The sequence below is a fragment of the Hymenobacter sp. HD11105 genome (assembly GCF_054051685.1).
In genome coordinates this window covers 982,114-1,007,144 of the sequence record NZ_JBSWBR010000002.1, presented here as the reverse complement: position 1 = coordinate 1,007,144, position 25,031 = coordinate 982,114, and the positions used below count along the sequence as shown (strand labels likewise).

19 protein-coding genes are annotated in these 25,031 nt (G+C 55.2%); 11 read left to right on the top strand and 8 right to left on the bottom strand.

Features of this window, described 5'->3' with window-relative positions:
- Window positions 1–21: 21 nt before the first annotated feature.
- Complete coding sequence (locus ACW9KT_RS10380) at window positions 22–900, bottom strand: SDR family oxidoreductase (protein ID WP_457080024.1); 879 nt, start codon at window positions 898–900, stop codon at window positions 22–24.
- Window positions 901–953: 53 nt separating this feature from the next.
- Window positions 954–1,346, bottom strand: coding sequence for a hypothetical protein (locus ACW9KT_RS10375; protein ID WP_457080022.1), 393 nt, complete (start codon window positions 1,344–1,346; stop codon window positions 954–956).
- A 95-nt stretch (window positions 1,347–1,441) separates the two neighbouring features.
- On the opposite strand from ACW9KT_RS10375, the gene ACW9KT_RS10370 reads away from it, so the two are divergent.
- The 4 genes from ACW9KT_RS10370 to ACW9KT_RS10355 all read left to right on the top strand — a co-directional run bounded on the left by ACW9KT_RS10370 (window position 1,442) and on the right by ACW9KT_RS10355 (window position 5,275).
- Window positions 1,442–2,305 carry an NAD-dependent epimerase/dehydratase family protein gene (locus ACW9KT_RS10370; protein WP_457080020.1) on the top strand — a complete coding sequence of 288 codons (864 nt, stop codon included), beginning with the start codon at window positions 1,442–1,444 and terminating at the stop codon, window positions 2,303–2,305.
- Window positions 2,306–2,375: 70 nt separating this feature from the next.
- On the top strand, window positions 2,376–3,632 hold the full coding sequence (locus tag ACW9KT_RS10365) for an NAD(P)/FAD-dependent oxidoreductase (RefSeq protein ID WP_457080018.1): 1,257 nt from the start codon (window positions 2,376–2,378) through the stop codon (window positions 3,630–3,632).
- A 337-nt stretch (window positions 3,633–3,969) separates the two neighbouring features.
- Window positions 3,970–4,749, top strand: a complete 780-nt coding sequence (locus ACW9KT_RS10360) for an alpha/beta fold hydrolase (RefSeq protein ID WP_457080016.1) — start codon at window positions 3,970–3,972, stop codon at window positions 4,747–4,749.
- A 79-nt stretch (window positions 4,750–4,828) separates the two neighbouring features.
- The gene (locus tag ACW9KT_RS10355) at window positions 4,829–5,275 is read left to right on the top strand and encodes a ferritin-like domain-containing protein (protein WP_457080014.1); all 447 of its coding nucleotides are present in this window, start codon (window positions 4,829–4,831) and stop codon (window positions 5,273–5,275) included.
- A gap of 109 nt (window positions 5,276–5,384) precedes the next feature.
- Here the strand turns inward: ACW9KT_RS10355 and ACW9KT_RS10350 are convergent, their stop codons facing one another.
- Window positions 5,385–7,361, bottom strand: a complete 1,977-nt coding sequence (locus ACW9KT_RS10350) for a DEAD/DEAH box helicase (protein WP_457080012.1) — start codon at window positions 7,359–7,361, stop codon at window positions 5,385–5,387.
- Window positions 7,362–7,877: 516 nt separating this feature from the next.
- Between ACW9KT_RS10350 and ACW9KT_RS10345 the strand changes: the two genes are divergently transcribed.
- A complete protein-coding gene (locus ACW9KT_RS10345; RefSeq protein ID WP_457080010.1) occupies window positions 7,878–8,297 on the top strand; it encodes an acyl-CoA thioesterase in 420 nt (139 codons plus the stop codon).
- 10 nt (window positions 8,298–8,307) lie between these two features.
- On the opposite strand, the gene ACW9KT_RS10340 is transcribed toward ACW9KT_RS10345, so the two are convergent.
- The 3 genes from ACW9KT_RS10340 to ACW9KT_RS10330 form a co-directional block, all read right to left on the bottom strand.
- Window positions 8,308–8,571: a hypothetical protein gene (locus ACW9KT_RS10340; protein ID WP_457080008.1), complete on the bottom strand. Its 264-nt coding sequence runs from the start codon at window positions 8,569–8,571 to the stop codon at window positions 8,308–8,310.
- The gene (locus ACW9KT_RS10335) at window positions 8,571–8,768 is read right to left on the bottom strand and encodes a DUF433 domain-containing protein (RefSeq protein ID WP_457080006.1); all 198 of its coding nucleotides are present in this window, start codon (window positions 8,766–8,768) and stop codon (window positions 8,571–8,573) included. Before ACW9KT_RS10335 ends, ACW9KT_RS10340 begins: the two co-directional genes overlap by 1 nt.
- A 162-nt stretch (window positions 8,769–8,930) precedes the next feature.
- On the bottom strand, window positions 8,931–9,467 hold the full coding sequence (locus tag ACW9KT_RS10330; RefSeq protein WP_457080004.1) for a hypothetical protein: 537 nt from the start codon (window positions 9,465–9,467) through the stop codon (window positions 8,931–8,933).
- A gap of 110 nt (window positions 9,468–9,577) precedes the next feature.
- Between ACW9KT_RS10330 and ACW9KT_RS10325 the strand changes: the two genes are divergently transcribed.
- Together ACW9KT_RS10325 and ACW9KT_RS10320 are read left to right on the top strand one after the other, a co-directional pair.
- Window positions 9,578–13,561, top strand: a complete 3,984-nt coding sequence (locus ACW9KT_RS10325; RefSeq protein ID WP_457080002.1) for a DUF559 domain-containing protein — start codon at window positions 9,578–9,580, stop codon at window positions 13,559–13,561.
- A gap of 111 nt (window positions 13,562–13,672) precedes the next feature.
- Complete coding sequence (locus ACW9KT_RS10320) at window positions 13,673–14,938, top strand: TCR/Tet family MFS transporter (protein WP_457080000.1); 1,266 nt, start codon at window positions 13,673–13,675, stop codon at window positions 14,936–14,938.
- A gap of 526 nt (window positions 14,939–15,464) precedes the next feature.
- Here the strand turns inward: ACW9KT_RS10320 and ACW9KT_RS10315 are convergent.
- Together ACW9KT_RS10315 and ACW9KT_RS10310 are read right to left on the bottom strand one after the other, a co-directional pair.
- The gene (locus ACW9KT_RS10315) at window positions 15,465–15,779 is read right to left on the bottom strand and encodes a hypothetical protein (RefSeq protein WP_457079998.1); all 315 of its coding nucleotides are present in this window, start codon (window positions 15,777–15,779) and stop codon (window positions 15,465–15,467) included.
- 80 nt (window positions 15,780–15,859) lie between these two features.
- Window positions 15,860–16,036: a hypothetical protein gene (locus ACW9KT_RS10310; protein ID WP_457079996.1), complete on the bottom strand. Its 177-nt coding sequence runs from the start codon at window positions 16,034–16,036 to the stop codon at window positions 15,860–15,862.
- Window positions 16,037–16,561: 525 nt separating this feature from the next.
- Between ACW9KT_RS10310 and ACW9KT_RS10305 the strand changes: the two genes are divergently transcribed.
- From ACW9KT_RS10305 to ACW9KT_RS10290, 4 genes are read left to right on the top strand one after another with little or no spacing between them, the layout of a single operon-like run.
- A complete protein-coding gene (locus ACW9KT_RS10305; protein ID WP_457079994.1) occupies window positions 16,562–16,939 on the top strand; it encodes a hypothetical protein in 378 nt (125 codons plus the stop codon).
- 20 nt (window positions 16,940–16,959) lie between these two features.
- Window positions 16,960–18,363: a Nal1-like putative serine protease gene (locus ACW9KT_RS10300; RefSeq protein WP_457079992.1), complete on the top strand. Its 1,404-nt coding sequence runs from the start codon at window positions 16,960–16,962 to the stop codon at window positions 18,361–18,363.
- A gap of 12 nt (window positions 18,364–18,375) precedes the next feature.
- On the top strand, window positions 18,376–21,819 hold the full coding sequence (locus tag ACW9KT_RS10295) for a DUF6603 domain-containing protein (protein ID WP_457079990.1): 3,444 nt from the start codon (window positions 18,376–18,378) through the stop codon (window positions 21,817–21,819).
- Window positions 21,820–21,824: 5 nt separating this feature from the next.
- Window positions 21,825–24,950, top strand: coding sequence for a hypothetical protein (locus tag ACW9KT_RS10290; protein ID WP_457079988.1), 3,126 nt, complete (start codon window positions 21,825–21,827; stop codon window positions 24,948–24,950).
- Window positions 24,951–25,031: the final 81 nt, after the last annotated feature.

Genomic DNA, 25,031 nt, shown 5'->3' with positions numbered 1-25,031 from the left:
TGCAAAGTATTGAGCAAAGATCTAGCGGCGCATAGCCTTTTCGATTTCGTCCCACATGGGGGCTGGAATCAGCTCCAGCTTATTGAATTCGCCCGCGCCGTTCAGCCACTCGCCTCCGTCGATAGTCACTACTTCGCCGTTCATGTAGGCCGAGAAGTCGGACACCAAATAGGCGGCGAGGTTAGCCAGTTCCTGGTGGTCGCCCACGCGCTTGAGCGGTACGGAGGCCGCTGGGTCCAGCTTTTTGGCTAATGGCTCAGGAAACAAGCGGCTCCAGGCGCCTTCCGTGGGAAACGGCCCGGGTGCAATAGCATTGGAGCGAATGCCGTATTTGGCCCACTCCACGGCCAAAGACCGCGTCATGGCCAGCACGCCAGCTTTGGCGGCCGCCGAGGGCACAACATAAGCCGAGCCCACGGAGGCATAAGTAGTCACGATATTGAGGATGGTACCGGGCTTCTGATCAGCAATCCAGCGCTTGCCGAATGCCAGCGTGCAGTTATAGGAGCCGCGCAGCACGATGTCTACAATCACGTCGAAGGCTTTGTGGCTGAGGCGTTCGGTGGGCGAGATAAAGTTGCCGGCGGCATTATTCAGCAGCACATCTACGCCCCCAAATTCATCGATGGTGCGTTGGAGCATGGCTTCTACTTCGTCGTATTTGCGCACGTCGCACTGCACGGCTAACACTTTTCCGCCCGTTTGCTGGCGCAACTCGTCGGCAGTTTTCTCCAGCACTTCCAGCTTGCGGCTGCTGATGGTAACATTGGCCCCAAGCTGCAGGAAATACGTAGTCATGGCGCGGCCCAGGCCGGTGCCACCGCCAGTCACGACGATAGTTTTTCCCTGCAGGGCGTTATCACGAAGCATGGGTTGGGTGTAGGTATGGGAAGCAGCCATATGTGTTGGTGGAATCTGTGGAGTGAGGAAAAGAAATGTGACGTGGTCTAAAGCTACGCCCGTGGCTCAAATAAACCAGTTATTCGTGTAACGGTCCCTTCAGCCACAATTTTCGCTCCTTCACAACAATAGAATGACGTGCCAGGCCGCACCATTTTCTGGTGAATATTACTTCTTATTTCAGAGTTGAGACAATGCATCCGGGCATACAGCCACTCATTTGTCGGAAGCAGCACGCCCTGGAAAGAAGCACGAGTAATTGGGTCGTAGAAGTCGGGGTACAACATAAAGTATTGCTTCGCATACTCGCCCTGAGCATAGCGGAAATCCCAGCGGATGCCATTGAGAGCGAGCGTCGAACGACCGCCTTCCTCAGGTGGAAAAATTCGAATACGAGCCTCAAATTCGTCTGCTAGATGATCGTATAGGCGCGTAGCAGATAGCATACGGACATTATGATATATATGCAACAATGTAGAAGGTTTTCGATTTTAGAGAAGCCAACTTGCCTAGGAAGGTTTTTTTCCCACCTTTGGTCCGCATGATGAATTCGTCCCAAACTCCTCGCCCGACGGTGGCTGTGCTGGGCTGCGGCTGGCTGGGGTTCCCTCTGGCCCAGGCGCTGGTGGCCGAGGGCTATCCGGTGGCCGGCACCACCACCACGCCCACGCGGGTGCTTACCCTGCGCGACCAAGGCATCCGGCCGTATCTGCTGAGTCTGGGGGGCAAATTCACGTCCACTGATCAGGATACGCTGCATACCTTGCTCGGGGGAACCGATGTACTGGTGCTGAACGTGCCGCCGCGGCGCGGGAGCGCCACCAGCAGCTACTCCGACCTATTGCTCCCCGTGGTGCAGGCCGCCAATACCTGCCGCGTGCGCCAAATATTGTTTGTAAGCTCCACCAGCGTGTACCCCGATGAGCCCCGCCCCATGCGAGAAACCGACGCCCAGGCTGCGCCCGACGCGGCCTCGGATATATTGCGCGCGGAGGCCCTTTTTGCTGGCCAGCCACAAAACCAAACTTCCGCGCCCAACACCATTGTCCGGCTGGGGGGCTTATTTGGACCCCAGCGCCCACCGGGCCGTTTCCTGGCCGGCCGCCACGACGTAGCCCAGGGCAATGCGCCCATCAACATGATTCACCTCGCCGACTGCGTGGGTATACTCACTGCCATTATTCGCAAGCAAGTCTGGGGCTATACCTTCAACGCCTGCGCGACCTCACACCCCCTTCGCCGCGATTTTTATCCGAAAGCAGCCCGTAAGCTGGGTTTACAGCCGCCTACTTTCGGTCCGGACGACTCGCCGGGGGGCAAAACCATTGATAGTAGCCTAGTTCGAGAAACCCTGGGGTACACCTTTCAATACGATGACTTGGAAGCGGCCCTGGCTACCTGCTAGGCTACTGACTAATTCAGCGTCAAGCCAATATGAGCGGGATTAAAGGAGCCTAGGTTCGTACCTTTGCAGTGTGCAACCTGACATCTCATCTTCATCCGTCGTAGCCGTATTGGGCGGCGGCGCGGCTGGCTTCTTTGGCGCCATTGCCTGCGCCGAGGCCAACCCACGCCTCACGGTATATTTAATTGAAAAAACCAGCAAGCTGCTGAGCAAAGTGCGCATATCGGGTGGCGGGCGCTGCAACGTGACCCACGCCTGCGAGTCGCCTACCCAGCTGGCTCAGCACTACCCGCGCGGCGGCAAGCAGCTGAAAGAAGCTTTCCGAGAGTTTGATGCCCGCGCAACCATTGCTTGGTTTGAGCAGCGCGGCGTGGCGCTCAAGACCGAGGCCGATGGCCGCATGTTTCCCACCACCGACTCCTCGGAAACTATTGCACAGTGTCTGTTGGACGCTGCTCAACGAGCCGGCGTACGCATTCTGCAGCAAACCAATGCCGAAGAAATTGCCCCCCAGCCGGGTGGCGGCTTCCGGCTGCGGCTCACCGGTGCTCATGCCCAGGAAATGCAGGTAGGCCGCCTGCTAATTGCGACCGGCGGCGCGCCTAAGTCGGAGAGCTACCAGTGGCTGCGGCAGCTGGGGCACGCGGTGGCCGAGCCTGTGCCGTCGCTGTTTACCTTCAACGTGCCCGAGTCGCCGCTGCGGGAGCTGCCAGGCGTGAGCGTACCCAACGTGCGGGTGCGCGTTGCGGGCGAAAAGCTGGAATATGAAGGTCCTATTCTGGTGACGCACTGGGGCGTGAGCGGGCCGGCCGTGCTCAAGCTTTCGGCCTGGGGGGCGCGCCGACTGCACGAACTACAGTATCAAAGCACCGCGCTGGTGAGCTGGGTGCCGGCTCACACCGAAGAAACGCTGCGCCAGTGGCTACACACCTTTCGCGACCAGAACGGCCGCAAAACCGTAGAAAGCAACCCTCTATTCGGCTTACCGCAGCGGCTGTGGCGTACCCTTACCGATCAGGCCGGCATCAGCCCGGAAATGCGCTGGAGTGAGCTGCCAGCCAAGCTGCAAAACCGATTAATTGAAAGTCTGCTGCGCACACCGCTGCCTGTGCGAGGCAAAACCACCTACAAAGAGGAGTTTGTAACCTGTGGCGGCGTCGTGCTCAGTGAGGTAAACATGCATACCATGGAAAGCCGCCGGGTGCCCGGCCTATACTTCGCAGGCGAAGTGCTAGACATTGATGGAATTACCGGTGGTTTCAACTTTCAAGCAGCCTGGACTACAGGTTATCTGGCAGGCAAAGCCATGGCGGCAAGCAACACCTAGTGGGTTAGGCACTTTATAAAGGCCATTGAAGTTCAACTTGATAGCTTAAACTTCCAGAGCATCTATAGCTGCTAGTAAGCATATAGCTGAACCTTGATAGCTCGCCCCGTGTCCAATCTTTTTATTTTGCAGCCTAATAATAGGTGCTGTTGCTTTGTAGTGCCATTCGCTTGGTGCGACATACCCTGGGATAACAAGTCTCTTGCCATTACTAACGAATCATTACATATTTTAGAAGTTAAGTACCCGCCGGCACTAGGTCATCAGTTTGCATAAGACGATGGATGCACGCACACGAAACAACGTCAAGGTTATTGGTCAGGGCGAGCAGACAATAATGTTCATTCATGGTTTCGGCTGTGATCAAAACATCTGGCGCTACATTACCGCGGGCTTACTGGCGAACTACCAACTGGTACTTATTGATCAGGTAGGTGTTGGCGATTCCGACCTCTCAGCTTATAATCCGGACAAGTATGCCACACTCAATGGTTACGCAGCCGATGTCGTGGATGTGTGCCATACCCTGAATCTGCACGACGTTGTTCTTGTAGGTCACTCGGTAGGAGCCACGATTAGCCTTTTAAGCGCGATTCAGGAGCCTGAGCTCTTTTCGAAGCTGATCCTTATTGGTCCCTCGCCTTGCTATATCAACGACGGCGACTACTACGGCGGGTTCGAACGCGCTGATCTTGAGGCGATGCTAGATATGATGAATACGGATTACCGGAGCTGGGCCCACATGTTCGCTCCTTTAATCATGGGAAATCCCGACTGTCCTTCCCTTGGCTATGAGTTAGTGGAGAGCTTTTGCCGCGCCGATACAGATATAGCAAAAGCGTTTGCCAGGGTGACCTTTTTGTCGGATAACCGCCAGGACTTACCTAAGGTGCGCACCAAAACTCTGATTTTGCAGTGCTCCGCCGACATGATTGCGCCCGCCGAAGTAGGTGCTTATGTGCACCAGTCCACTCCCGGCTCCACTTTGGTCAGCTTGCGGGCCACTGGGCATTGCCCCCACTTAAGTGCCCCCATCGAGACCTTGGCAGCCATAGAGTCCTTTTTGGGTAGTGTGAGCTCAGTAGGCAGCCGCAGCGCCATAACCGGAGCTGCGTAGCCGGCGGATTGCAACCTTGCGGGAAAGGAGACAGTAAAGCATACCAGTTAATGTTTTACTTATCCCAACCCTACTCCTCATGGATTCCAAAGCAACCCAATCCCTACTCAACGAACTAGTTCAAACCCTGAAAGACGGCGAAGTTGGCTATACCACGGCCCTCACCGACGTGGAAGATCAGGATCTGAAGCAAGTGTTTAAGAAATATGCTGTTCAGCGCGACGGCTACCTCACGGAGCTCGAAGACCAAATGCACCAGCTCAACCTCAAAGCCGAGGAAGATACGTCCTTGCTCAGCTCCGTACACCGCGCTTTTATCAATATCAAAGCCGCTGTTACAAGCAAGGACCGCGAAAGCATCCTTAATGAGTGCGAGCGCGGCGAAGAGTATGCTGTTAAAGCCTACCAAACAGCTTTAGCCGCCGAGAACCTTCCTGGCCAGCTTAAGTCAATTATCGAAAAGCAGTACCAAGGCGTACGCGAAGCGCTTGACACTATCAAGTCTTTGCGCACCGCCAGCAAATAGATAGGTTGTGGTTTGATAACCACAAAAAAGCCCCCCAGACGTTAATCTGGGGGGCTTTTTTAGTACTACTTACTGCTGAAAGCTGTGAGTAGTACTCAGTCTTGACGATCTATTCGTCGAAGTCGTTGGTGCTGCGGGGCTTGTAGCCACCGCCGGTGCTGCCAGCGTTGCTAGAACCACCGTCGCCATCGCGCTTGCCTTTGTAGCCGCCGCCGTAGCTGCTGCCACCACCGTCGCGGTTGCCTTTGTAACCACCACCGTAGCTAGAGCCACCGCGGTTTCCACCGAAGCTGCTGCCGCCACGAGCACCGCCGCCATAGCTAGAACCGCCTTCACGACGGTCGCCGTAGCTGCTGCCGCCACGGTTGCCACCGTAGCTCGAGCCGCCTTCGCGACGCTCACCGCCACCGAAGCCACCTGGGCCCCGACGCGCTGGACGATTCTCGTTGGCACCGCCGAAGCCGCCACGACCACCTTCTTGCTTGGCATCACCTTCCTGCACGGGCGTAGCCACGTTGAAAGAAACTGGACGACCATTGATGCTGGCGCGACCCAGATTTGAAACGATTTCTTCGGCAAACTCCGAAGGCACTTCCACGAAGCTGAACTTGTCGTAAAGGGCAATGTCGCCTACTTTACCAGCGGTCAGGCCCGTGCTTTCAGCAATCAGGTCAACGATATCACGGGGGTGAATCCGGTCCTTCTTGCCCATGGTCACGAACATGCGAGTGTAACCAGTACGCGGTGCGCCTTGGGTACGACCAGCGTCGAGGCTTTGCTCCACACGCTTGTCTTCCTTCATGCTCATTTTGAGCAAAGCAGCGGCGATGTCAAGCGAAGTAATTTCTTCGCTCTGATCTAACAGGCGTTGCACACGGCCGACATACTTCTCTAGGTTGCCTTTCTCGATGACATCCTTGATTTGAGTCAGGAACAGCGTGGTTTTCACCTCGGTTACATCCTCAAACGACGGAACGCGTTCCTGCTTGATGGTAGCCTTCGTGAAGCGCATGATGTCGCGCAGCTTATAGATGTCGCGGCCACTCACGAAGGTGAAGGCACGACCCGACTTGCCGGCGCGGCCCGTCCGGCCAATACGGTGCACGTAGTATTCCTCGTCAGCGGGTAGGTCGTAGTTAATTACGGCCTCCACGTTCTCCACGTCAATGCCGCGGGCGGCTACGTCGGTGGCAACAAGGATTTCCAGCGTGCCTTTACGGAACTTGTCGAGGGTATTCTGACGCTGCTGCTGGCCCATGTCGCCGTGCAGGCCTTCGGCGAAATAGCCTTTGGCTTGCAGGTCGCCCACGATTTCGTCTACCATGCGCTTGGTGTTCGCAAACACGATGGCCGACTTCAGATTGAACATGTCAATCAGGCGAGCAAGCACGTCTTTTTTCTGGGGACCACGCACCTCGTAGTACGACTGCTCGATGTTCGAAACAGTCATCTCCTGGTGGTTTACCTTCACGATCTGCGGATCTTTCTGATACCGCTTCGTCATTTCCATGATAGGCTTGCTCATGGTAGCCGAGAAGAACACCGTCTGGCGCTCCTCAGGCATACGCTTCAACACCGTCTCGATGTCTTCGCGGAAACCCATGTCCAGCATTTCGTCGGCTTCGTCGAGGATGATCATTTTGCAATGATCCAGCTTCAACGTGCCGCGCTCCAAGTGGTCCATTACACGACCAGGCGTACCAATTACGATCTGCACACCACGCTCCAAAGCCCGGAACTGACGATCATAAGACGAGCCACCATAGATTGGCACTACGGCCAAACCTGACTTGTACTTACCTAATTTCTGAATTTCACCCGATACCTGCACGGCCAGCTCACGCGTGGGGCAGAGTACGAGTACTTGAGTATGGCGTGAATTAGTATCAACACCTTCGATAGCGGGAATACTAAAGGCCGCCGTTTTGCCCGTGCCCGTCTGGGCCTGGCCAATCACGTCGCGACCTGCGAGCAGCGCGGGAATTGCTTCTGCTTGAATCGGCGAAGCTTCTTCATAACCGATTTCGGTAATAGCGCGTTGCATTTCTGTCGATAACGACAGTTCTTCAAATTTTACTTTTTCCATGTTGTCTTTAGATGGAATGAGATGAACTAGCTCTGAAAACAGCAGATTCAGCGACGTTCTTCACCCACACTCTCAACAACGACAAGCGACGGAAGCAACGGACGGAAGACGATGACGGCCAGAAATTTATAAAAGCAGCCGTAGCTGCGCGGAACGGGGCCATTCTCAAATGCGGGTGCAAAGATACGTTTTTTATTTCGTAAAAATGCCCCCTAGCGGCAAGTTTAGCTCTTGGAGCTAGCTTTGGGGGGCAAATTGAATGGTGAGCCAGGGTTCTGCTTACTCTACTGTGAAGTGGTATAACGTATTTAAAAGATTCACGTTCCGCTATAATCAAATTCTATCAATCAGAAGTTAGCAGCAACTCTTAATTCACGTAGTATTAGCTATTTAGGATTAAGATAAAATCACGTTTCGCTCCTTCCAGCGTAGGCTACATTTCGGCCACCTAGGCACGCCGTCCGTTTACTTTGCGGCATCGTACCCATTTAACCCTAGATTTCTCATTACTATACTATGTCCGAGCCCACGCCTGCCTTCCGCTTTTCCCGCCTGCTTACCGTCGTTGAATCAGATATTGACGAGCTAAACCACGTCAACAATGTGCAGTACGTGCAGTATGTGCAGGATACGGCGGCAGCGCACTGGCTGACCGCCTACCCGCCGGGCGAAGGAGAGCCATATATCTGGGTGGTGCTGGAACACCGGATCCGCTACCACAAGCCTGCGTTTCTGGGAGAGGAGCTGCGCTGCACTACTTGGGTTGGGGAAGTGCGCGGGGCTCAATCCCAGCGCTTTGTGCGCATCGAGCGGGCCGCCGATAATGTGCTGCTCTGCGAAGCCGAAACCCAGTGGGTGCTGCTAGACCCGAAGTCGCAGCGGCCTAAGCGCGTGGAAGAGGACGTCAAGAAGCGCTTGTGGGAGCCAGTGGGGTGAAAAGCGTTAGCTATTTCCATAACGCTTCAAACTCCTGCTGTTCAACTCTAAACTCTTTGTATTCATCAAACTCTAACGAAACTTCTGAAAGCTTTCCTAATTCGTCCTCCATATAATTTAAACTATACTTTAGCTTTCGTCCATTTTCAAAAGCTTGAATCTGACGCAAAACCTCTCCGTTCTCGTCTACTTCAAAATAAAAAGTTGCGGTTCCCCAGGAATCAGACAACGGGTCGCCTGTACTTTCATCCCAAGGTCTTTTGTAATAAAACATCAGAGCTTACTAGCGATTTCAAGGGTCGCAATTGCCTGCTCTCTTGTAACCGTCGTGAAGTCATCTAGAAACTCTTCCAGCGATATTCCAGCCTTCAAATGATCGAAAAGCGTCTCGATAGGAACCCGTGTTCCTTTGAAAACAGACTGTCCTCCTAGGATGTCGGAGTCAATGGTAATAAGATCTTTCAGTTCCATATCGTGAAGTTACAAAAATGGGGATTAGCACTAACTGAAAGACAGATGACATCCGAATACTTGCCGAATGTGGAGCTTTTGTCGCACTAGGCCGTCAAGCTATAAGTAATATATTTAATTTAAGTCTCATACTCTCTCAAAAGAGAGGTTTTTTAAGCGATTTTATTGTAAGTGTATTTTTGTAATAATCGGCCAACCAAAATACCCTTTCTGTAGTGTAAGTACTGCTTGCTTCTTTGAATATACATAACCTTTATCATATCCATTTAGAGACAATCTCTTATTAGGATTTCCCACATTAATAAAGATTGAAGGATAACTTTTTGAATGCTTACCTCCACTCATCATTTCGTAGTATGTTATTGTACACACAACTTTTATTTTGCGAGAGCTTGCCAACTCTTTATTGATGTAAAGCGGAATAGATATAGATACAGAACTTAGTAGAGCTAATATTCCTAGAGAATATGCATTTAAATATTTTTTACTTATCTCACATTCATAGATATATTTTAGCATAAGTCCATAAAAACAAATTAAAATCCCGAATAAGAGGAGTGCCGGAAGTAAACGATTAATTTCCCAAATATTTATTGATCCAAATTTAAATTCGCAAATGGTTTCGAAGTAGAGATTTTCTTGCTGCATCATTGTAATTGCGACTATAATCCAAAGAGACCATTTTATGACTTCCTTCATGTGTTTTATAATTTCTCACAACATATATAGCAAGCTATACCTATATGGTTAATCTACCTAAATTGGCTGTATTGCCGCTACTTTTGTAGACAGCCTTCTGATTCCCCAAAATGCCTGCCACCTTCCGCATCTATTCTTCTTCCGCCGGTTCCGGCAAAACTTATCAGCTTACCAAGGAATACCTAAAGCTGGCGCTGGGGGCCGATGATCCGGCTTACTTCAAAAGCATTCTGGCCATTACGTTCACCAACGATGCGGCCGGGGAGATGAAGGAGCGCATTATTGGGGCGCTACGGCGGTTTGCTTACCCCACGGCCGAGAATCAGGAGGATGCGCTGCTGCGCGATATTGCGGCAGAGCTGGCCGCCGATGGTCAGTTTTCTCGCCTCGCCGAGACGCCCCAGGAGCAACAGCAGGAGCTGCGGCGGCGGGCGGCGGCCACGTTTCGGCTGGTGCTCTATCACTACGCCGATTTTGCCGTCAGCACCATCGACTCCTTTGTGCAGCGCATTGTGCAGGCCTTCACGCGGGAGTTGGGCCTGCCCGCCACTTTTGAGGTGGAGCTGGACGGCGACGCGGTACTGCAAAGCGCCGTGGCCCTGCTGCTCGACAAAGTAAACCGCGACCCCAACTCGGCCCTGCTCTCCCGCTCCCTGGCCGACTACGCCCTGAGCAAAGCCGAGGAAGGTCGCAGCTGGAATACCCTCCCCGATGAGCTGGTGCAGTTTGGCCGCTTCCTGCTCTCCGAGCCCGTGCACGAGGCCGTGGAGCAATTGCAAAAGATGTCGCTGCAGGATTACCGCCGCCTCCACGAGACGCTGCGCCAACGCAAGGAAGCCATTGAGCAGCAAGTACAAGCCGTGGCCACCCGCGCCCTGGCCACCCTCGACGCGGCCGGCGTAACCGACGCCGACTTATACCAGGGCAAAAATGGCATCATCGGCTACTTCACAAAATGGGACGAGCGCCTGCAGCCCGACAAGGAAGCCAACAGCTACGTGCGCGCCACCATGGAGCAGGACAAATGGTACAGCGGCAAAGTAAAAACCGCCGCCGACAAGCAGCGCGTTGATGCCGTGAAGGCGGACCTGACGGATGCCTTCGTGGAGCTGGAAACCCTACGAGCCAACCTCCTGCCCGATTATGTGCTGGTGAACGGCATGCTGCCCTACCTGTTTCATGTGTCGCTGCTGAGCGAGCTGAGCAAGGCCGTGGACCAGCTCAGTCGCGAGCGGGGCGTGGTGCTCATTGCCGAGTTCAACCGTCGTATTGCCAGCATTGTGCTGCGCGAGCCGGTGCCGTTTCTCTACGAGCGCATGGGCGAGCGGTATTTGCACCTGCTCATCGACGAGTTTCAGGATACGTCGGTGCTGCAGTGGAACAACCTACTGCCACTGGTCGAAAACGCCGTCTCGACCGGCAACCTGAGCTTGGCCGTGGGCGATGCCAAGCAGGCCATCTACCGCTGGCGGGGCGGCGAGATGGAGCAGATTCTGCGTCTGCACAAGAACGAGACGGAGTACCTGTACGGCCGCGTGGCTGATGATGAGCTGCGCGGACTGTTGGAGGATCGGTATTTCACGTTGGACCAGGCCTTGGAGCCGCAGAATCTGAACGTGAATTATCGGTCGGCCGCGCCCATTATTGAGTTTAACAACTCGTTTTTTGAGTTTGTGAGCAAGGGCCACGAGGGATTGCCGCTCGTGGGGGGCATTTATGATAAGGAATTTGGACAGGTGGGTCCCGAACGGGTGCCTCACCCCCCAGCCCCCTCTCCTAAGGGAGAGGGGGAGCCTGAAGTTAGTGGACAGGCATCTGCCGATAGTGGAGAGATGTTCGATGATGGAACGCTGCACTGGATTACGGCAGACCAAGCGGCGTATCAGAAGACAAAGAAGTTTGGGCGCGACATGCGCAAAAATGCTACTCCGGCCGAGGATATGCTTTGGCAGGCTTTGCGAGGACGAAAGTTAGAAGACTTAAAATTTCGTCGTCAGCATAATATTGGTCGGTTTATCGTTGATTTTGTCAACTTGGAAAACTGGCTTGTAATTGAGGTTGACGGTGATGTCCATAATGAATCAGAGCAAGCGGAATACGACGGCGAGCGGACCCACGAACTACTGGAATTAGGCTTCCGAGTGCTGCGTTTTTCGAACGAACAAGTTCTCAATGACCTCAATACTGTACTCCATAAAATAAAGAATACAGTATTACTCCCAAAAGCTACTCTCAAATCGGATCAGGCTCCCCCCTCTCCCTTAGGAGAGGGGGGTCGGGGGGGTGAGGCACCCGTTGAACAACCAGCTACTAACGTTGGTCATGTCGAGCTACTCTTCACCGAAGACGCTGCCCCCGCCCGCCGCTACTCTCCCGCCACCGGCACTTACTCTGACGAACCTCTCCCCGGCCTGCCGCCGACCCATCTGCTCGATTACGAGGAAAGCACGCTGTATCTCACCCTGCAACTCGTAGAGCAAGCCCTGGAAGATGGGTTCGGCCTCCAGGATATTGCCGTGCTCTGCCGCCGCCGCGATAGTAGTCGGCGAGTCGCGAAGTTTCTGAAGGAGCGCGGGTACGCCATTATTTCGGCCGATTCGTTGTCGCTGGAATTTGCCGAGGTGGTGAATCTGCTGGTAGCCGTGTTTCGGGTGCTCAACCAGCCCGCTGACACGCTGGCTAAGGCGGAAGCTTTGCTGCTGGTGGATAAGGTTGTGCGGCATTTGCCCCCCACTCCTGCCCGCGCCCGCCGCATAGCGGAGCTGGCCAACGACGAGAAAGCCCTACCCTTTTTCGACGAGTTGCGCGCTCTGGGCTACGATGTGCAGGAGCGCGAAACCGGCAACCTCGGGCTGTATGAGCTTACTGAGCGCCTCATCGGCACCTTTGGGTTGCTGGGTCGCAATGCTGAGAGCGAATACCTCTTCCGCTTCCTCGATCTGACCCTAGAATTCAGTCTGCGTTTCGGCAACAACCTCAACAACTTTCTGGCTTACTGGCAGCAGAAAAAAAGCTCCCTGAGCATCAACGCTCCCGCCGGCCGCGACGCCATTACTATCACCACTGTGCACAAAGCCAAGGGCTTGGCCTACGGCGTAGTTATCGTACCCTTCGCCGACTGGAGCCTTACGCCCCACCGCAACACCTTGCTTTGGGGCCGATTGAGTGAGGAAGAAAAGCCAGTGCCGGAAATGCCCCCCATAGCCGTTGTCAGCCAGACGCAGGCCTTGGTGCGCACGCCGCTGGCCCATCAGTACACCGAGGAGCTGGAAAAGACCTTTCTGGAAGGCTTGAACATGCTCTACGTTGCCTTCACTCGCCCGCGCCATCGCTTGTACGCTATCAGTCGCCGTCCGAAGCCCACCAAAAGCAGTTCGTGGCGCTCCGCGGAAGCAGAAACGCCCCCCAGCGAGCAAGCCAAGACTATAGCTGAGCTTTTGCACCGCTTCTTGCTCAGCACAAATCTGTGGGACGACGAGCGCACCGCCTACGTGCTGTCCGACGCCCAGCACCGGGTTCCGGCGGTAAAAAATGCGGCGGCCACGACCAGCAATTGGCAGCTTCATAACTTTACCAGCACGCCCTGGGAAGAACGCCTGCGCCTGCGTCGGCACGCCAATACAGTCTTCGACTTCGACGACCAGCAGGTGCAGCGCGAGTGGAACCGCAAGCTCCACTACGCCCTGCGCCGCACCATTCTGGCCTCCGACGTGGAGCGCGTGGCCGCTCACCTCGTGGCCGAGGGTTTGGTGAGCACTAAGGAGCGCCCCGTGCTGCTGAAGCTTCTGAGCCGCACGGTCGAAAACCCGCAGCTCACCCACTACTTCAGCCACGAAGTATCGGCCGAGACGGAGCGTGAAATATTAGTAGGAGGCGTGCCGCGCCAAGACTACAAGCCCGACCGCATCGTGTTTGAGCCGAATATGGGCCCCGCACCCGGCCGCGTATCATTGCTCGATTTCCGGATTCCGCCGCCCGAGCCCCAGCACCGCCGCTTACTCCAGCAGTATGGGGGGCTTTTTAAGCAGCTAGGCTACACGGATATTCAGCATGTACTCTATTACTTTGATTCAGAGGAAGTAATTGTCTTTTAAGCCCTCAAAACGCTTGCCATTAAATTTAGTATAACTACTATTATATTTAGTATTTAATAACTTTCTTTGGGCTCAAGCTTTTCTTATTGCTAACCCATAAAAAAGCCCCCAATGGCCGAAAATCGTAAAGCCGCGCTTGGCTTCATTTTCATCACGCTGCTGCTGGACGTCATTGGGTTCGGCATTATCATTCCGGTGCTGCCCACGCTTATTCGGGAGCTGATTGGCGGCACCCTAAGCGAGGCGGCCCAGTACGGCGGCTGGATGCTGTTTGCCTTTGCTGGCATGCAGTTCCTCTTTTCGCCAGTGCTCGGCAACCTGAGCGACCAGTACGGACGGCGGCCGGTGCTGCTGTTTGCCCTGTTTGGGTTTGGGCTAGATTATCTGTTTCTGGCCTTCGCCCCTACCGTGGGCTGGCTGTTTGTGGGGCGCATTATTGCGGGCATCACCGGCGCTAGCTTCACCACGGCCTCCGCCTACATCGCCGATATCAGTCCGCCCGAAAAGCGCGCTCAGAACTTCGGGATGATTGGCGCCGCTTTTGGGCTAGGCTTTATTATTGGGCCGGTGATTGGCGGTTTGCTGGGGCAATACGGCCCGCGGGTGCCCTTCATTGCGGCGGCCTGCCTTACCCTGCTCAACTGGCTTTACGGCTACTTTATCTTGCCCGAGTCGCTGCCCGTTGAGAACCGGCGGCCGTTCAATTGGAAGCGGGCCAATGCGGTGGGCACACTGAAGCAGTTGCAGCGTTACCCGGTTATTCTGGGACTAGTGGGTTCCATGTTGCTGCTCTATATTGCCGCGCATGCTACCCAAAGCACCTGGTCCTATTATACCATGTACAAATTTGGGTGGAATGAAGCCTGGGTGGGCTACTCCCTTGGCGCCGTGGGCCTAATGACGGCGCTGGTACAAGGCTTACTCATTCGGGTTATAAACCCAAGGTTGGGGGCCAAACGCTCGGTGCTAGTGGGTATGACGCTGTATGCTATTGGCTTCACGTTATTTGCTTTTGCCTCCAAAGGCTGGATGATGTTCGCCTTTCTGATTCCTTACAGTCTGGGGGGCATTGCGATGCCGGCCTTGCAGGGTATAATGTCGGGACAAGTGCCGGCTAATGAGCAAGGCGAATTGCAGGGTGCTCTTACTAGTTTGGTCAGCGCTACGTCCATTGTCGGCCCGCCGCTCATGACCAACCTGTTTTCGTACTTCAGTGGACCGCAGGCACCCATTCACTTTCCCGGCGCGGCATTTCTCACTGGGGCAGTGCTCACAGTGATAAGCACGGTATTAGTGATGCGTTCGTTGGGTGGCTATGTGCCGCCCGCGGTAGCAGTGCCTTTAGACGAAGCGGCTTTGGCACAAGGAGAGGTCTAAAGCGCTAATCCAAGGCAGTTATCTCCTACCTGGACTCTACTATGCTTATCAAGCACGATCAATCGCGTGGACTGTTTGTTGCTCAACCGACCCACGTAAGATTACAGGACGGATTAAAACAGAATACCTATCCCGCTCTGGAATCATAACAGGCTTTGTATTAGGCGCTTTAATTTAGAATAAATTCTGCCTCAATGGATCTAACGGAAGCACAACTAACCAATTATCAAATAACCGGCTGGCATCCCTGGTAACTATCTCGCATTTATGCAGTTGTGATGCTACTTAAAACACATATTGCTACCATTACTATTCGCAAGACAAGCATCCTGGATGTAGGCCGCGGCGATACCTACTTAATTAAACAATTATCCAGGAAGCTACCGCTGGCCAGCTTTATAGTGGTAGATACTGCCTTTACCCCCAGAAAAATACCAGAGGACTTTTTAGTTTGCTACAGTTTTACTTCTGAGGCTTAATGGCTTGAGTTAGCCCTCTAGGCAAAAAGGGCCCTGCTCCCCCTCACTCACTCCGAATACCGCCAACGCGAAGCCCGCGAGCCCGCGCCCAACAGCGTAGCCAGCATACGCCCTTCCACTAGTACGAGTGAGTTGCCTACTTCCCATCGAAGTATAAGCGCGGAAACAGCTTGCGCAGCCCCGTGGGCGGCCCGTAGCGGCGGCGCACTGAAAGGCCACAGCAGCGGTATAATAACCAGGTAAGCCAGAAACGAGCCTACCGCTACCAGCCCAATAAGTCGCAGCCCCGGCAGTTCCACGCCCCCGAGCGCCTTAAGTATAGCCAGATGCACGTTCACGGCCGTCACCAATATAAACATCACCGGGCTGGTAGACCCAGACGCACACCCAGCGTCAGGGTGCAGGCCAGTGCATTGCCAATGACCACGCACGCGCTGTCCATCTACATTTTGCCCACGCACACCACATCCAAGGTTGCCGCTAGCACCAGGCCCCACCTACCAACGGCAGCAGATGCAGGCAGGCGGTCGCGGCGGCTGAGGCCGGCCGCGCACAGGGCCGTAAAAGCCCCCAACACGGCCTGCAGCCCCGGCCCTACTGGCCCATAAGCCGTAAGCATAAGCAGTACCAGCGGTAAGCCGAGAGCCAATCCAGATTCTACTCCCACTCTCCACCGCCAGGGAGTTAGATTAAGCTGAACTAAGCGAAGAAAAGCGCGCCGCGAACGGACAACATTGCGTCAGATGGGTCTTCGCATTAATCACGTATTCGTCAAGTTCTAGCTCTCATTTCGATGGGGGGCAAATACGAGTTGTCAAGAAATAATACGATGGTTTGCGGAGGTTCGCTGCCTCATCGCGCTAGTTGTACTTAATCGACTACTGTACTGCTGAGCTACACGAGCCTGCAAATATTTAGTTCTGAGTTAGGAGCTGGACAAGATATAATTCCATAAAAATTCAATTATTTAACGAAATTATCCTTTGAATTCTTAATATATAATCATACCTTTTGCTTAATATCTGCTACTCCACCTATCTGCACGTTCCTAGCCGCCCTCATATTTTAGCAGGGAGTATTCTGTCTGTCGGCTTCCGTGCCAGGCACGGGCTTATTTTGAATTAGCTACTTAAGGCCTAATTCTATGCGACCAATCTTGCTTTATAGCATTTTGCTCGCGTTTGCTTATTGCTCGTGTACAAAATCTAAGAAAGCGGATCTTGGGGTTTGCGATGCCTGGCCCGCCGATCCCAACGCAGCCCAATCGACCAGCGCCCTCGACCGAGCAGTCGACTCCTTCGCCCGCTCCCTCGATCCCACGCTCCCCCTCCACGACAACGCACGCACTATTGCACACTGGCTGGAAAAGCAGCCCTGCATCCAGCAAGTAGGTATTGCTATGGATGTGGTTACCACCGAACCACCCGGTTTGGACCTAACCGTTATCCACCGCAATGGCTCCAAACGCACGTTCAGTTTGCTGTTTGGAAAAGATAAAGTGAAGCTGAGCAACAGTTATTAAGTCGTCAAACTCCTCTTTGTATGACACGCGAAGAAATGATTGCCCGAACGGAGCAATTGAAGAAACTGCATAAACGAGCCGAAAAAATACTAATGAAATACCCCGGCGTAGTGGGCGTGGGGATGGGGCTGAAGGAAACCAATAATACGCTGACAGACGAGGCTTCCTTTCGCGTGTACGTAACGCGTAAAAAGTCAACCGCCGATTTGTCCTCCGATGATCAGATTCCGCCGGAAGTGCTGGGCATCAAGACCGACGTTATCGAGATGGACGAAACCACGCCCATCGTGGATGAGTCCGAATATCGCCCCCTGAAAGGGGGCATTCAGGCCGGCAACGGGTCGGGCTCTTTGGGCACACTAGGTTGCGTGGCCAAACGCACCGCCGATAACGCAATTGTAGTACTCAGCAACCACCACGTCATGTTTGCCCAGGGCAAGGGTGTGGGAGATAAGCTTGGCCAGCCCGACTTTTCTGAATCGTGCTGCTGTACTTGCGGGGAAATAGGCAGCATTGCGGCCGGGCAGGTTGGGGGTTTGGTAGATGCGGCCATAGCAACCGTGAATACTAGCATCGGGACGGTCCAGGAAATCAATCAGATCGGCGTTATTGCCGGCACCGCCGCTGCCATCATTGGCGAAACCGTACGCAAAGTGGGTCGCACTACGGGCCTGACCACGGGCACAGTTACGGATATAAACTCGCCCGCTAACTCTACGGCGGGCAGCAGCTTTACCCATCAGGTGCGGATTACGCCCGTGGCCGGAGTCGATAAGTTTTCTAACAACGGCGATTCGGGCTCCGTCATCGTGAATGCCACCAACCAAGTTGTAGCCCTGCTTTGGGGCGGCAATACAGGCCCTAGCGTGGCCAACAATATCGGTGATGTACTCACCGCCATGGGCATCACGATTCCAGCCGGAGTTGCTGACATTGACTTTGTACGGGACACCGCTTCCCCCGTTCCCCTACCTACCGAGCGCGAGATGCTGCTGCGGCGGGTACAGCGTACGCTCCGCCAAACCGAGCGCGGGCAGGTCGTTTTAAATGTGGTGCTGGAATTTCGGTTTGAGGTAATGCAGCTCCTACAAAAGCAGCGAGCCGTAGGCGTAACCTGGCAGCGCCACCAAGGGCCAACTTTTTTGGCAGCCCTGTTTCGCAGCCTGAAAGAGCCCGCCTACCAGATTCCGCGCCAGATAGAAGGCGTATCGGTGCAGCGCCTACTGATGAGCATGGCCGCTACCTTGGAAGAGCACGGCAGCGCCCGCCTCCGAGCCGCCATTAGTCGCCATGCCTTAGCTATACTGGAAGCTGCCGATCAGCACAATACGGTCGACGCAATTCTGCAGCACCTGACCGGCGACAGCCATCCAATAGTAGCTCAAGCCCAGGGAATTTGCCCCCCAGCTGCCGTTCATTCCTAACGCCTTACTGCCATGCCCGTTGCTGCCCCCGCTAATGGAACCCTGGAGCGTATTGCCATCTCGCTAGCCCGCTTGCTGGCTCCGTTGGAGGAGCGCATGGAGGGCGGCGAAGCCAGGCTGCTGCTAGCTGAGCTAGGATTGCAGTTTCCCGCCGCGCTCCAAACGGCGCCCGGTTTTGTGAACGCGCTGCAAACCACGGCCACTAACCTACGCGAGCTACTGCCGCTGGTAGACGATCTTATCAAGGCTATTACGGCAGAAAATAGTGGTACCAGCTTCACCAACACCATCAGTAAAGGCACGGCGCTTTTTGGTAAAATCAAGGGCACAATAAGCGGATTCACGGATTTGGCCAATCAGGTGCGGGCCTTTGGGCCGTTTGCCGGAGTTTCGGCCGCCGACCTGAACACCTTTGCCAATGAGTTGCCTACGCGCCTGCTCGACTACATCATCATCCGTAATCTGGAAGGCATCAAGGGGGCGGCTGAGAGCCTCGAGTTTATTGGTGCCCTGGAGCGCACCCCACGCAACGTGGGCTCCGTAGACCCCGCCCGCCCCCCCCACACAGAGCGCAAACTGCGCGTCGATCAGCTTCTTAACTTCCTCAAAGGCCCTGGCGCCCACTTAAACGCACTTTATCAGTGGGGCGCCCCTGGCTTCAATGGCGTAGCGCTGCTCACCAAAACGCAAAAACTATTGGCTTCGGCGGGCGTTCCCGCGGTCTTTGATCAGGGGGTCAATCCGCCGGTGCTGGACCTGGCCGTGTTCGAGGTATCTCCCAAGCTCGATGAGAACCCTAAGGGCATACTCATCAAGCTAAGTGATGAGATTAAAGTAGATAAATCGCGCCCCTTTATTCAGGATGACTTCAAAGTAGAAGTGGCGTTTGACGGCGAGCTAAAGGCCGCTACTACGCTGGTTGTGCAGCCAAATGGCAATCTAAAGTTTAAGCGCCCCGGCGCCGCACTGGCCGGGCGGACGGAAGTAAAACTCACGGCCGGGCTAGATGATACACCCTATGTTATTCTGGGCGCGCCCGGCGGTTCGCGCCTCACGGTGCAGCAGCTCGTGGCCAAAACCGGAGTCGATTTCGTGATCAACGGAGCCAACTCGGAAGGGGTATTTGGCATTGAAGGCGAGGTAAAGAACGGTAAGGTAGTCATCGACCTGGGCGGCGCCGATGGGTTTCTGAGTACCCTGATGGGCGGGGCCGGCCGGTTCGAATCGGATTTTGGATTGACTGTAGGTTTCAATACCCGTAATGGCCTGTATTTCCGGGGCAGTACTTCTCTACAAATCCTCCTACCCCTCCACATACAGCTCGGTCCCGTGGAGCTGCAAGCCCTGATTCTAACGGTCGGTCTAGATGGTAATCGGGTGCCGGTGGGCATTGGCGCCAATATTAAAGCGGAGTTGGGGCCCATTAAAGCGGTAGTGGAGGAAATGGGCGTCAACGCCTTCCTAGAATTTAAGCCCAACCGCGACGGCAACGTCGGTTTACTGGATTTCAGCCTTGGATTTCGCCCCCCAAAGGGTGTCGGTTTGTCGCTCGACGCGGGCGGCTTTAAGGGCGGCGGCTTCCTCGGCATTGACTCTGAACGGGGCCGCTACGTGGGGGCGCTTGAGCTTACGTTTCAGGGCTTTCTAACCCTGAAAGCCATTGGCATTATCGCCACTAAAAACCCCGACGGCTCCAAAGGCTTTTCACTGCTGATTATCATCACGGCGGAGTTTCCGCCCCTGCAGCTTTCCTTTGGGTTCACGCTCAACGGAGTGGGCGGTTTGCTGGCCCTCAACCGGACTATGCAGCTGGAAGCCATGCGCGAGGGTGTGCGCACCAATGCCATCAAGAGCGTGCTGTTCCCGGTGGATATTGTGGCCAACATCAACCGCATTGTCAGCGACTTGGAGCGCTTCTTCCCCATTCAGCAGAGTCGGTTTGCTTTCGGGCCCATGTTCATTATTGGCTGGGGCACACCCACGCTTATCAGCATTGAGTTGGGCTTGGTCATTGAAGTGCCCAACCCCGTGCGAGTGGCCATTTTGGGAGTGCTCAAAACCTTGCTGCCCCGCGAAGAGCTGCCTCTGCTGCGCCTGCAAGTCAACTTCCTGGGCACCATCGACTTCGACAAGGGCCTGCTCAGCTTCGACGCTACACTCTACGACTCGCGGCTGCTGACCTTCACGCTCACCGGCGACATGGCCGCCCGCCTGAACTGGGGGGCAAATCCGGGCTTCCTGCTCTCGGTGGGGGGCTTTCATCCGGCTTTTCAGCCTCCCGCCGATCTGGCCACCATGCGCCGGATTACCATCAATTTGCTGGCCGAAGACAACCCGCGTATTCGGCTGGAAAGCTACTTCGCCGTCACCTCCAACACGGTACAGGTGGGCTCACGGGTAGAGCTGTACGCGGCGGCCTGGAAGTTCAACGTCTACGGCTTTTTGGCCTATGATGCGCTCTTGCAGTTCAGTCCCTTCAAGTTCATGGTCGACTTTGAGGCAATGTTGGCGGTTCGCATGGGCCAGGAGGAACTGTTTGCGGTGCATCTGGAAGCGCATTTATCCGGGCCCGCCCCGTGGCACGTTTCCGGCAGCGCCTCGTTCCGCGTGCTGTTTGTGAAGGTGAAAGCGAACTTCGACGTGGAGTGGGGCGACCGGCCTAACGATCCGCTACCCACGGTGGAAGTGCTCAGAGAACTGGAAACGGCCTTCAAAGCGCGGCAAAGCTGGCAAGCCATCCTGCCCGACAACCGCAGCTTGTTGGTTTCGCTGCGCGACCTAAGCGCCGACACGGCCGACATTCTGCTGCACCCGGCGGGCTTCCTACGCATTGCTCAGCGCAACGCCCCGCTCGACTTGGACATTCAGAGGTACGGCACTAAACGCCCCAGCGACGGGCAGCGCTTCTCCATTCAGACCGTGACGGCGGGGACCGCGCCGCTGACCACGCCCCTGAGCACCACCCCTTTCAGCGACTACTTTGCCGCCGCTCAGTACCTAGAAATGACCAACAGCGAAAAGCTGGCCCGGCCCTCGTTTGAGAAAATGAAAGGTGGCGTTGAAGTGCGGCAAAGCGGCCTGGATTTGCGCTCCCACAAAACGTCCATCAAGACCGTTCGTTATGAGCAAATTGTGTTCGATTCCAAGTTCCGACGGGAGCGCAAACTCCGCATGGCGGGCGTAAAATCAGGCTTGTTTACGCACCTGCTAGCCGGCAATGCGGCCTCCCGCTCCGCCTTGTCACAAGCCTCGAAGCTAGACTTTGGCATCCCCAAAAAAACCGCTACGGTAACCGATGACGCCTTTCGCATTGTCAACGTCGATTCCTTGCAGGCACACAATGGCACCGCTTTTTTCACTACCCAGGCCGAAGCGGCTCAGCACCTGAAAACATTGGTGAGCACTGACCCCGCCCTGACCTCTCAGTTACAAATTATGTCGAGTCTTGAATTGTAGCAACCATGAGCCACTACACTTTTTTGCCCTGGCTGCGACAGGGACTCGCCAACCAGATCATGGAGGGCGACAACAATACGGCCGTAAAGCAGCGCTCGAGCATCACCGTGACCATACGCATTGCCTCCGATAAAGGCGCGACGCTCGATGTACCCCAGATCATTAAGCTCGTGGGGCCAGGCGACGTAGTAGGCATCGATCCGCGGGCCATTGTGCGCACGGAGCCCCAGCGCTGGACGGCCAACTTCGAGCCGAACTACCTACCCCTGATTGAGTTCTATGACGAGGATTTTCCCTGGCGCTACACCCCCGTCAGCAGCAACCCCACTACCACCCGCATTCGACCCTGGATTACGCTGGTAGTGTTGGAAGAAAAAGAAGGCAGCATCCCCGGTGAATTTGAGGAAAACAACACTAACAAACCATTGCCCAGCATTAAGCTGAAAGGTAATCCCACGGCGCTTTTCCCCGGCGCCAATGAGCTTTGGGCGTGGGCTCATGTGCACGCCAATGAGGCCCTGGGCGGAACTACCCCCTTGGTTGGCACTAATATCGGGCCGGCCATGAACCAGCTGGATGCGCTGATAAGGTTGAACCCCGACCGGGCGTATTCGCGGCTCTTGTGCGGGCGCAAGCTCAAGCCCAACACAAGTTATCAGGCGTTTTTGATACCAAGTTTTGAGCCGGGCCGCCTGTCGGGGCTGGGGCTCGAACAAGCTGACGCGGTGTTTGCCACTATGTCGGCTTGGGCTGATTATGCGGGCCGACCGGGGGGTGATTTGTACCCTTACTATTACCGCTGGAACTTCAAAACCGGCGACGACGTGGACTTCGAGAAGTTGGTGCGCCTGCTCCGGCCCCTAGCTTTGGATCCGCGGGTAGGCGTGCGGCCTATGGACATCAGCCGGCCGCAGGGCGGTATCGACCCAGCCATTATCCCCGCCGAGCGCCAAACCATGCAGCTGGAAGGAGCTTTAATTTCGCCCGCTGCTGCCCGCTCGTCCTTTTTCACGCCCCCCGACGTAGACCTGCGCAAGCAGGTGGTGGAGCTGTTGAATTTACCTGAAAAAAGCCGCAAAGCCGCCCCCACCGACGACCCCATTATCACGCCGCCCATTTATGGGCAATGGCACTTTTTGACCCCTGAGCTAAAGAATGAGACCAACGTCAACTTTGTGCATGAGCTCAACCTAGACCCTCGGTGGCGGGCCGCGGCGGGCCTGGGCACCCGCGTGATTCGCGACAACCAGGAGAAGTACATGGAAGCGGCCTGGCAGCAGATTGAGGGTGTGCTGGAAGCTAACCGGCAGCTAAATCGGCTGGCCTTCTCGACGGAGGCGCTTACCAATATATTCAGCAAGCACCTCAAAACGCTGGACCCGTCAGAGGGCCTGCTGCTGGCCAAAAACCTGCACCAGAAGGTATTAGTCAGCAACCCTGGCAGCGGCCCTTTGACAGCCAAGGCCATGATCGAAAAAAGCCCCCTAGACCGTGGTACGGTGAGTAATGCCTTCAAAAAGGTGGTGCGCCCGCGCGGACAAGTAGCCATCAACTCGCGACCCGTTACGGCGGGTGTTCTTCAGCTGGGAGCCATGGTGCGGGGCGTAAATACCCAAAAGCTGCTGGCTTTTCCGGCCAAGGATGCGGCCCCCAGATTCCTGTTCAGCATTGAGAAGGCAGCGGCGGCGCTCATTGCCCAGCCCGCCAGTCCTGAAGCCAATGACCTGCTTCGCCCCGACCAGCTGACGGTGCTGAACGTGCAAAAAATTAGACCCGTCAAGGATTTTGTAATTAACTCTAAGGCCGACGTGCGCTTCAATAAAGCAGATGTTCGCATCGGCCGGGGGGGCAATTCTGGCGGTGGTCTGGGTGGTGGCGTTGCGCGCGGCCTTCGCTTACGCCTACCTCCTACCCGCCTCTTCACCCAGCAAACTGATGACGATCTGGCATTTCGGTCGGCCCTGCAGAAACAGAACCTGCTGTTTGAAGCCTCTACCCTCGTGTCGCCGGTGGTAGTGGCCCAATCGGTTAATATTCCGACCATCTACGGACAGGTATTACAGAAAATTGACCCGGTGCTTACCATGAAAAACCGGGCGGTGGCCACCATTAAGCTCTCCGACTACTACCAAAGGCAGTGGGACAAGTTCGTGCGGCCTGTGATGGCTTACCCCGAAATCACGGACCCTATGTATGCCCCCCTGCGCGACATGTCGGGCGAGTATCTGGTGCCCAATCTGAAGATGATTCAGAACAACGTGATTTCGCTGCTCAACGTCAACGGTAAGTTCATCGAGTCGTACATGACGGGGCTAAACCACGAGTTTGCCCGCGAGCTGCTTTGGCGCGAGTACCCTACCGATCAGCGCGGCAGTTACTTTCGCCAGTTTTGGGATGTGCGCGAGGTGATGGGCGCGAGTCCTACCAAAGCCAAAATTGAGCAGTTCAAAGACATTCCGGAGCTGCACCGCTGGGCCATGACCCGTGAGCTGGGCGACCACAATAACCGTCCTACGGTGAAGGACAACGTGGTGCTAGTGGTGCGGGGCGAACTTCTCAAGCGCTACCCCAACACGGTAATCTACGCGCAGCGCGCCGAGTGGCCCGTGAAGAATGGGCAGATTGATAATACCGTAGTTCGGAATCTGGCGGATGAGGATGGCAGCGTCGTGGGTCAAGCCAACATACAGCACCCTCTGTTTAAGGCCCAGATTCTACCCGACATCTATTTTATCGGCTTTAACCTGACGGTGAAAGAGGTAAAGGGTGACCCCGGCAATAATCTGGCGGAAAATCCCGGCTGGTTTTTCATTCTGCGCGAGCGGCCCGGCGAGCCCCGCTTCGGCTTCGATATCGGCGACGCTCCCCAAATCCCGCTGTACACTTGGAACGAATTAAACTGGAAAAACCTCGGCACCGCAGATGGCGGGCAGCTGACTGTCAGCAGCAATTTCTCGCTCGGTAACGTGAACCCGCTCTCGGGTGATGCCGGCGTTGATAACAAAGCCCGCCACGACGACGACGTGAAGTACAGTTGGAACACGACAACCAACGCAGCTGACATTGCCTACATCACCTATCAAGATAAAGTGATGATTGCGATACACGGTAGTGAGATGTTGAACTTTTAGGCAGATGTGGGGGGCAAATTTGGGCAGTCCGTTGACTGCTTGCCTGCCCTTCAGCTGGTCTTTCCTTGTTCTTGACTTTCT

Bases quoted from the DNA above. Each gene is read 5' to 3' on its own strand.
- ACW9KT_RS10380 (WP_457080024.1), bottom strand. From the start codon at position 900: ATGGCTGCTTCCCATACCTACACCCAACCCATGCTTCGTGATAACGCC.
- ACW9KT_RS10375 (WP_457080022.1), bottom strand. From the start codon at position 1,346: ATGCTATCTGCTACGCGCCTATACGATCATCTAGCAGACGAATTTGAG.
- ACW9KT_RS10370 (WP_457080020.1), top strand. From the start codon at position 1,442: ATGATGAATTCGTCCCAAACTCCTCGCCCGACGGTGGCTGTGCTGGGC.
- ACW9KT_RS10360 (WP_457080016.1), top strand. From the start codon at position 3,970: ATGTTCATTCATGGTTTCGGCTGTGATCAAAACATCTGGCGCTACATT.
- ACW9KT_RS10355 (WP_457080014.1), top strand. From the start codon at position 4,829: ATGGATTCCAAAGCAACCCAATCCCTACTCAACGAACTAGTTCAAACC.
- ACW9KT_RS10350 (WP_457080012.1), bottom strand. From the start codon at position 7,361: ATGGAAAAAGTAAAATTTGAAGAACTGTCGTTATCGACAGAAATGCAA.
- ACW9KT_RS10345 (WP_457080010.1), top strand. From the start codon at position 7,878: ATGTCCGAGCCCACGCCTGCCTTCCGCTTTTCCCGCCTGCTTACCGTC.
- ACW9KT_RS10340 (WP_457080008.1), bottom strand. From the start codon at position 8,571: ATGTTTTATTACAAAAGACCTTGGGATGAAAGTACAGGCGACCCGTTG.
- ACW9KT_RS10335 (WP_457080006.1), bottom strand. From the start codon at position 8,768: ATGGAACTGAAAGATCTTATTACCATTGACTCCGACATCCTAGGAGGA.
- ACW9KT_RS10330 (WP_457080004.1), bottom strand. From the start codon at position 9,467: ATGAAGGAAGTCATAAAATGGTCTCTTTGGATTATAGTCGCAATTACA.
- ACW9KT_RS10325 (WP_457080002.1), top strand. From the start codon at position 9,578: ATGCCTGCCACCTTCCGCATCTATTCTTCTTCCGCCGGTTCCGGCAAA.
- ACW9KT_RS10320 (WP_457080000.1), top strand. From the start codon at position 13,673: ATGGCCGAAAATCGTAAAGCCGCGCTTGGCTTCATTTTCATCACGCTG.
- ACW9KT_RS10310 (WP_457079996.1), bottom strand. From the start codon at position 16,036: ATGCTTACGGCTTATGGGCCAGTAGGGCCGGGGCTGCAGGCCGTGTTG.
- ACW9KT_RS10305 (WP_457079994.1), top strand. From the start codon at position 16,562: ATGCGACCAATCTTGCTTTATAGCATTTTGCTCGCGTTTGCTTATTGC.
- ACW9KT_RS10300 (WP_457079992.1), top strand. From the start codon at position 16,960: ATGACACGCGAAGAAATGATTGCCCGAACGGAGCAATTGAAGAAACTG.
- ACW9KT_RS10295 (WP_457079990.1), top strand. From the start codon at position 18,376: ATGCCCGTTGCTGCCCCCGCTAATGGAACCCTGGAGCGTATTGCCATC.
- ACW9KT_RS10290 (WP_457079988.1), top strand. From the start codon at position 21,825: ATGAGCCACTACACTTTTTTGCCCTGGCTGCGACAGGGACTCGCCAAC.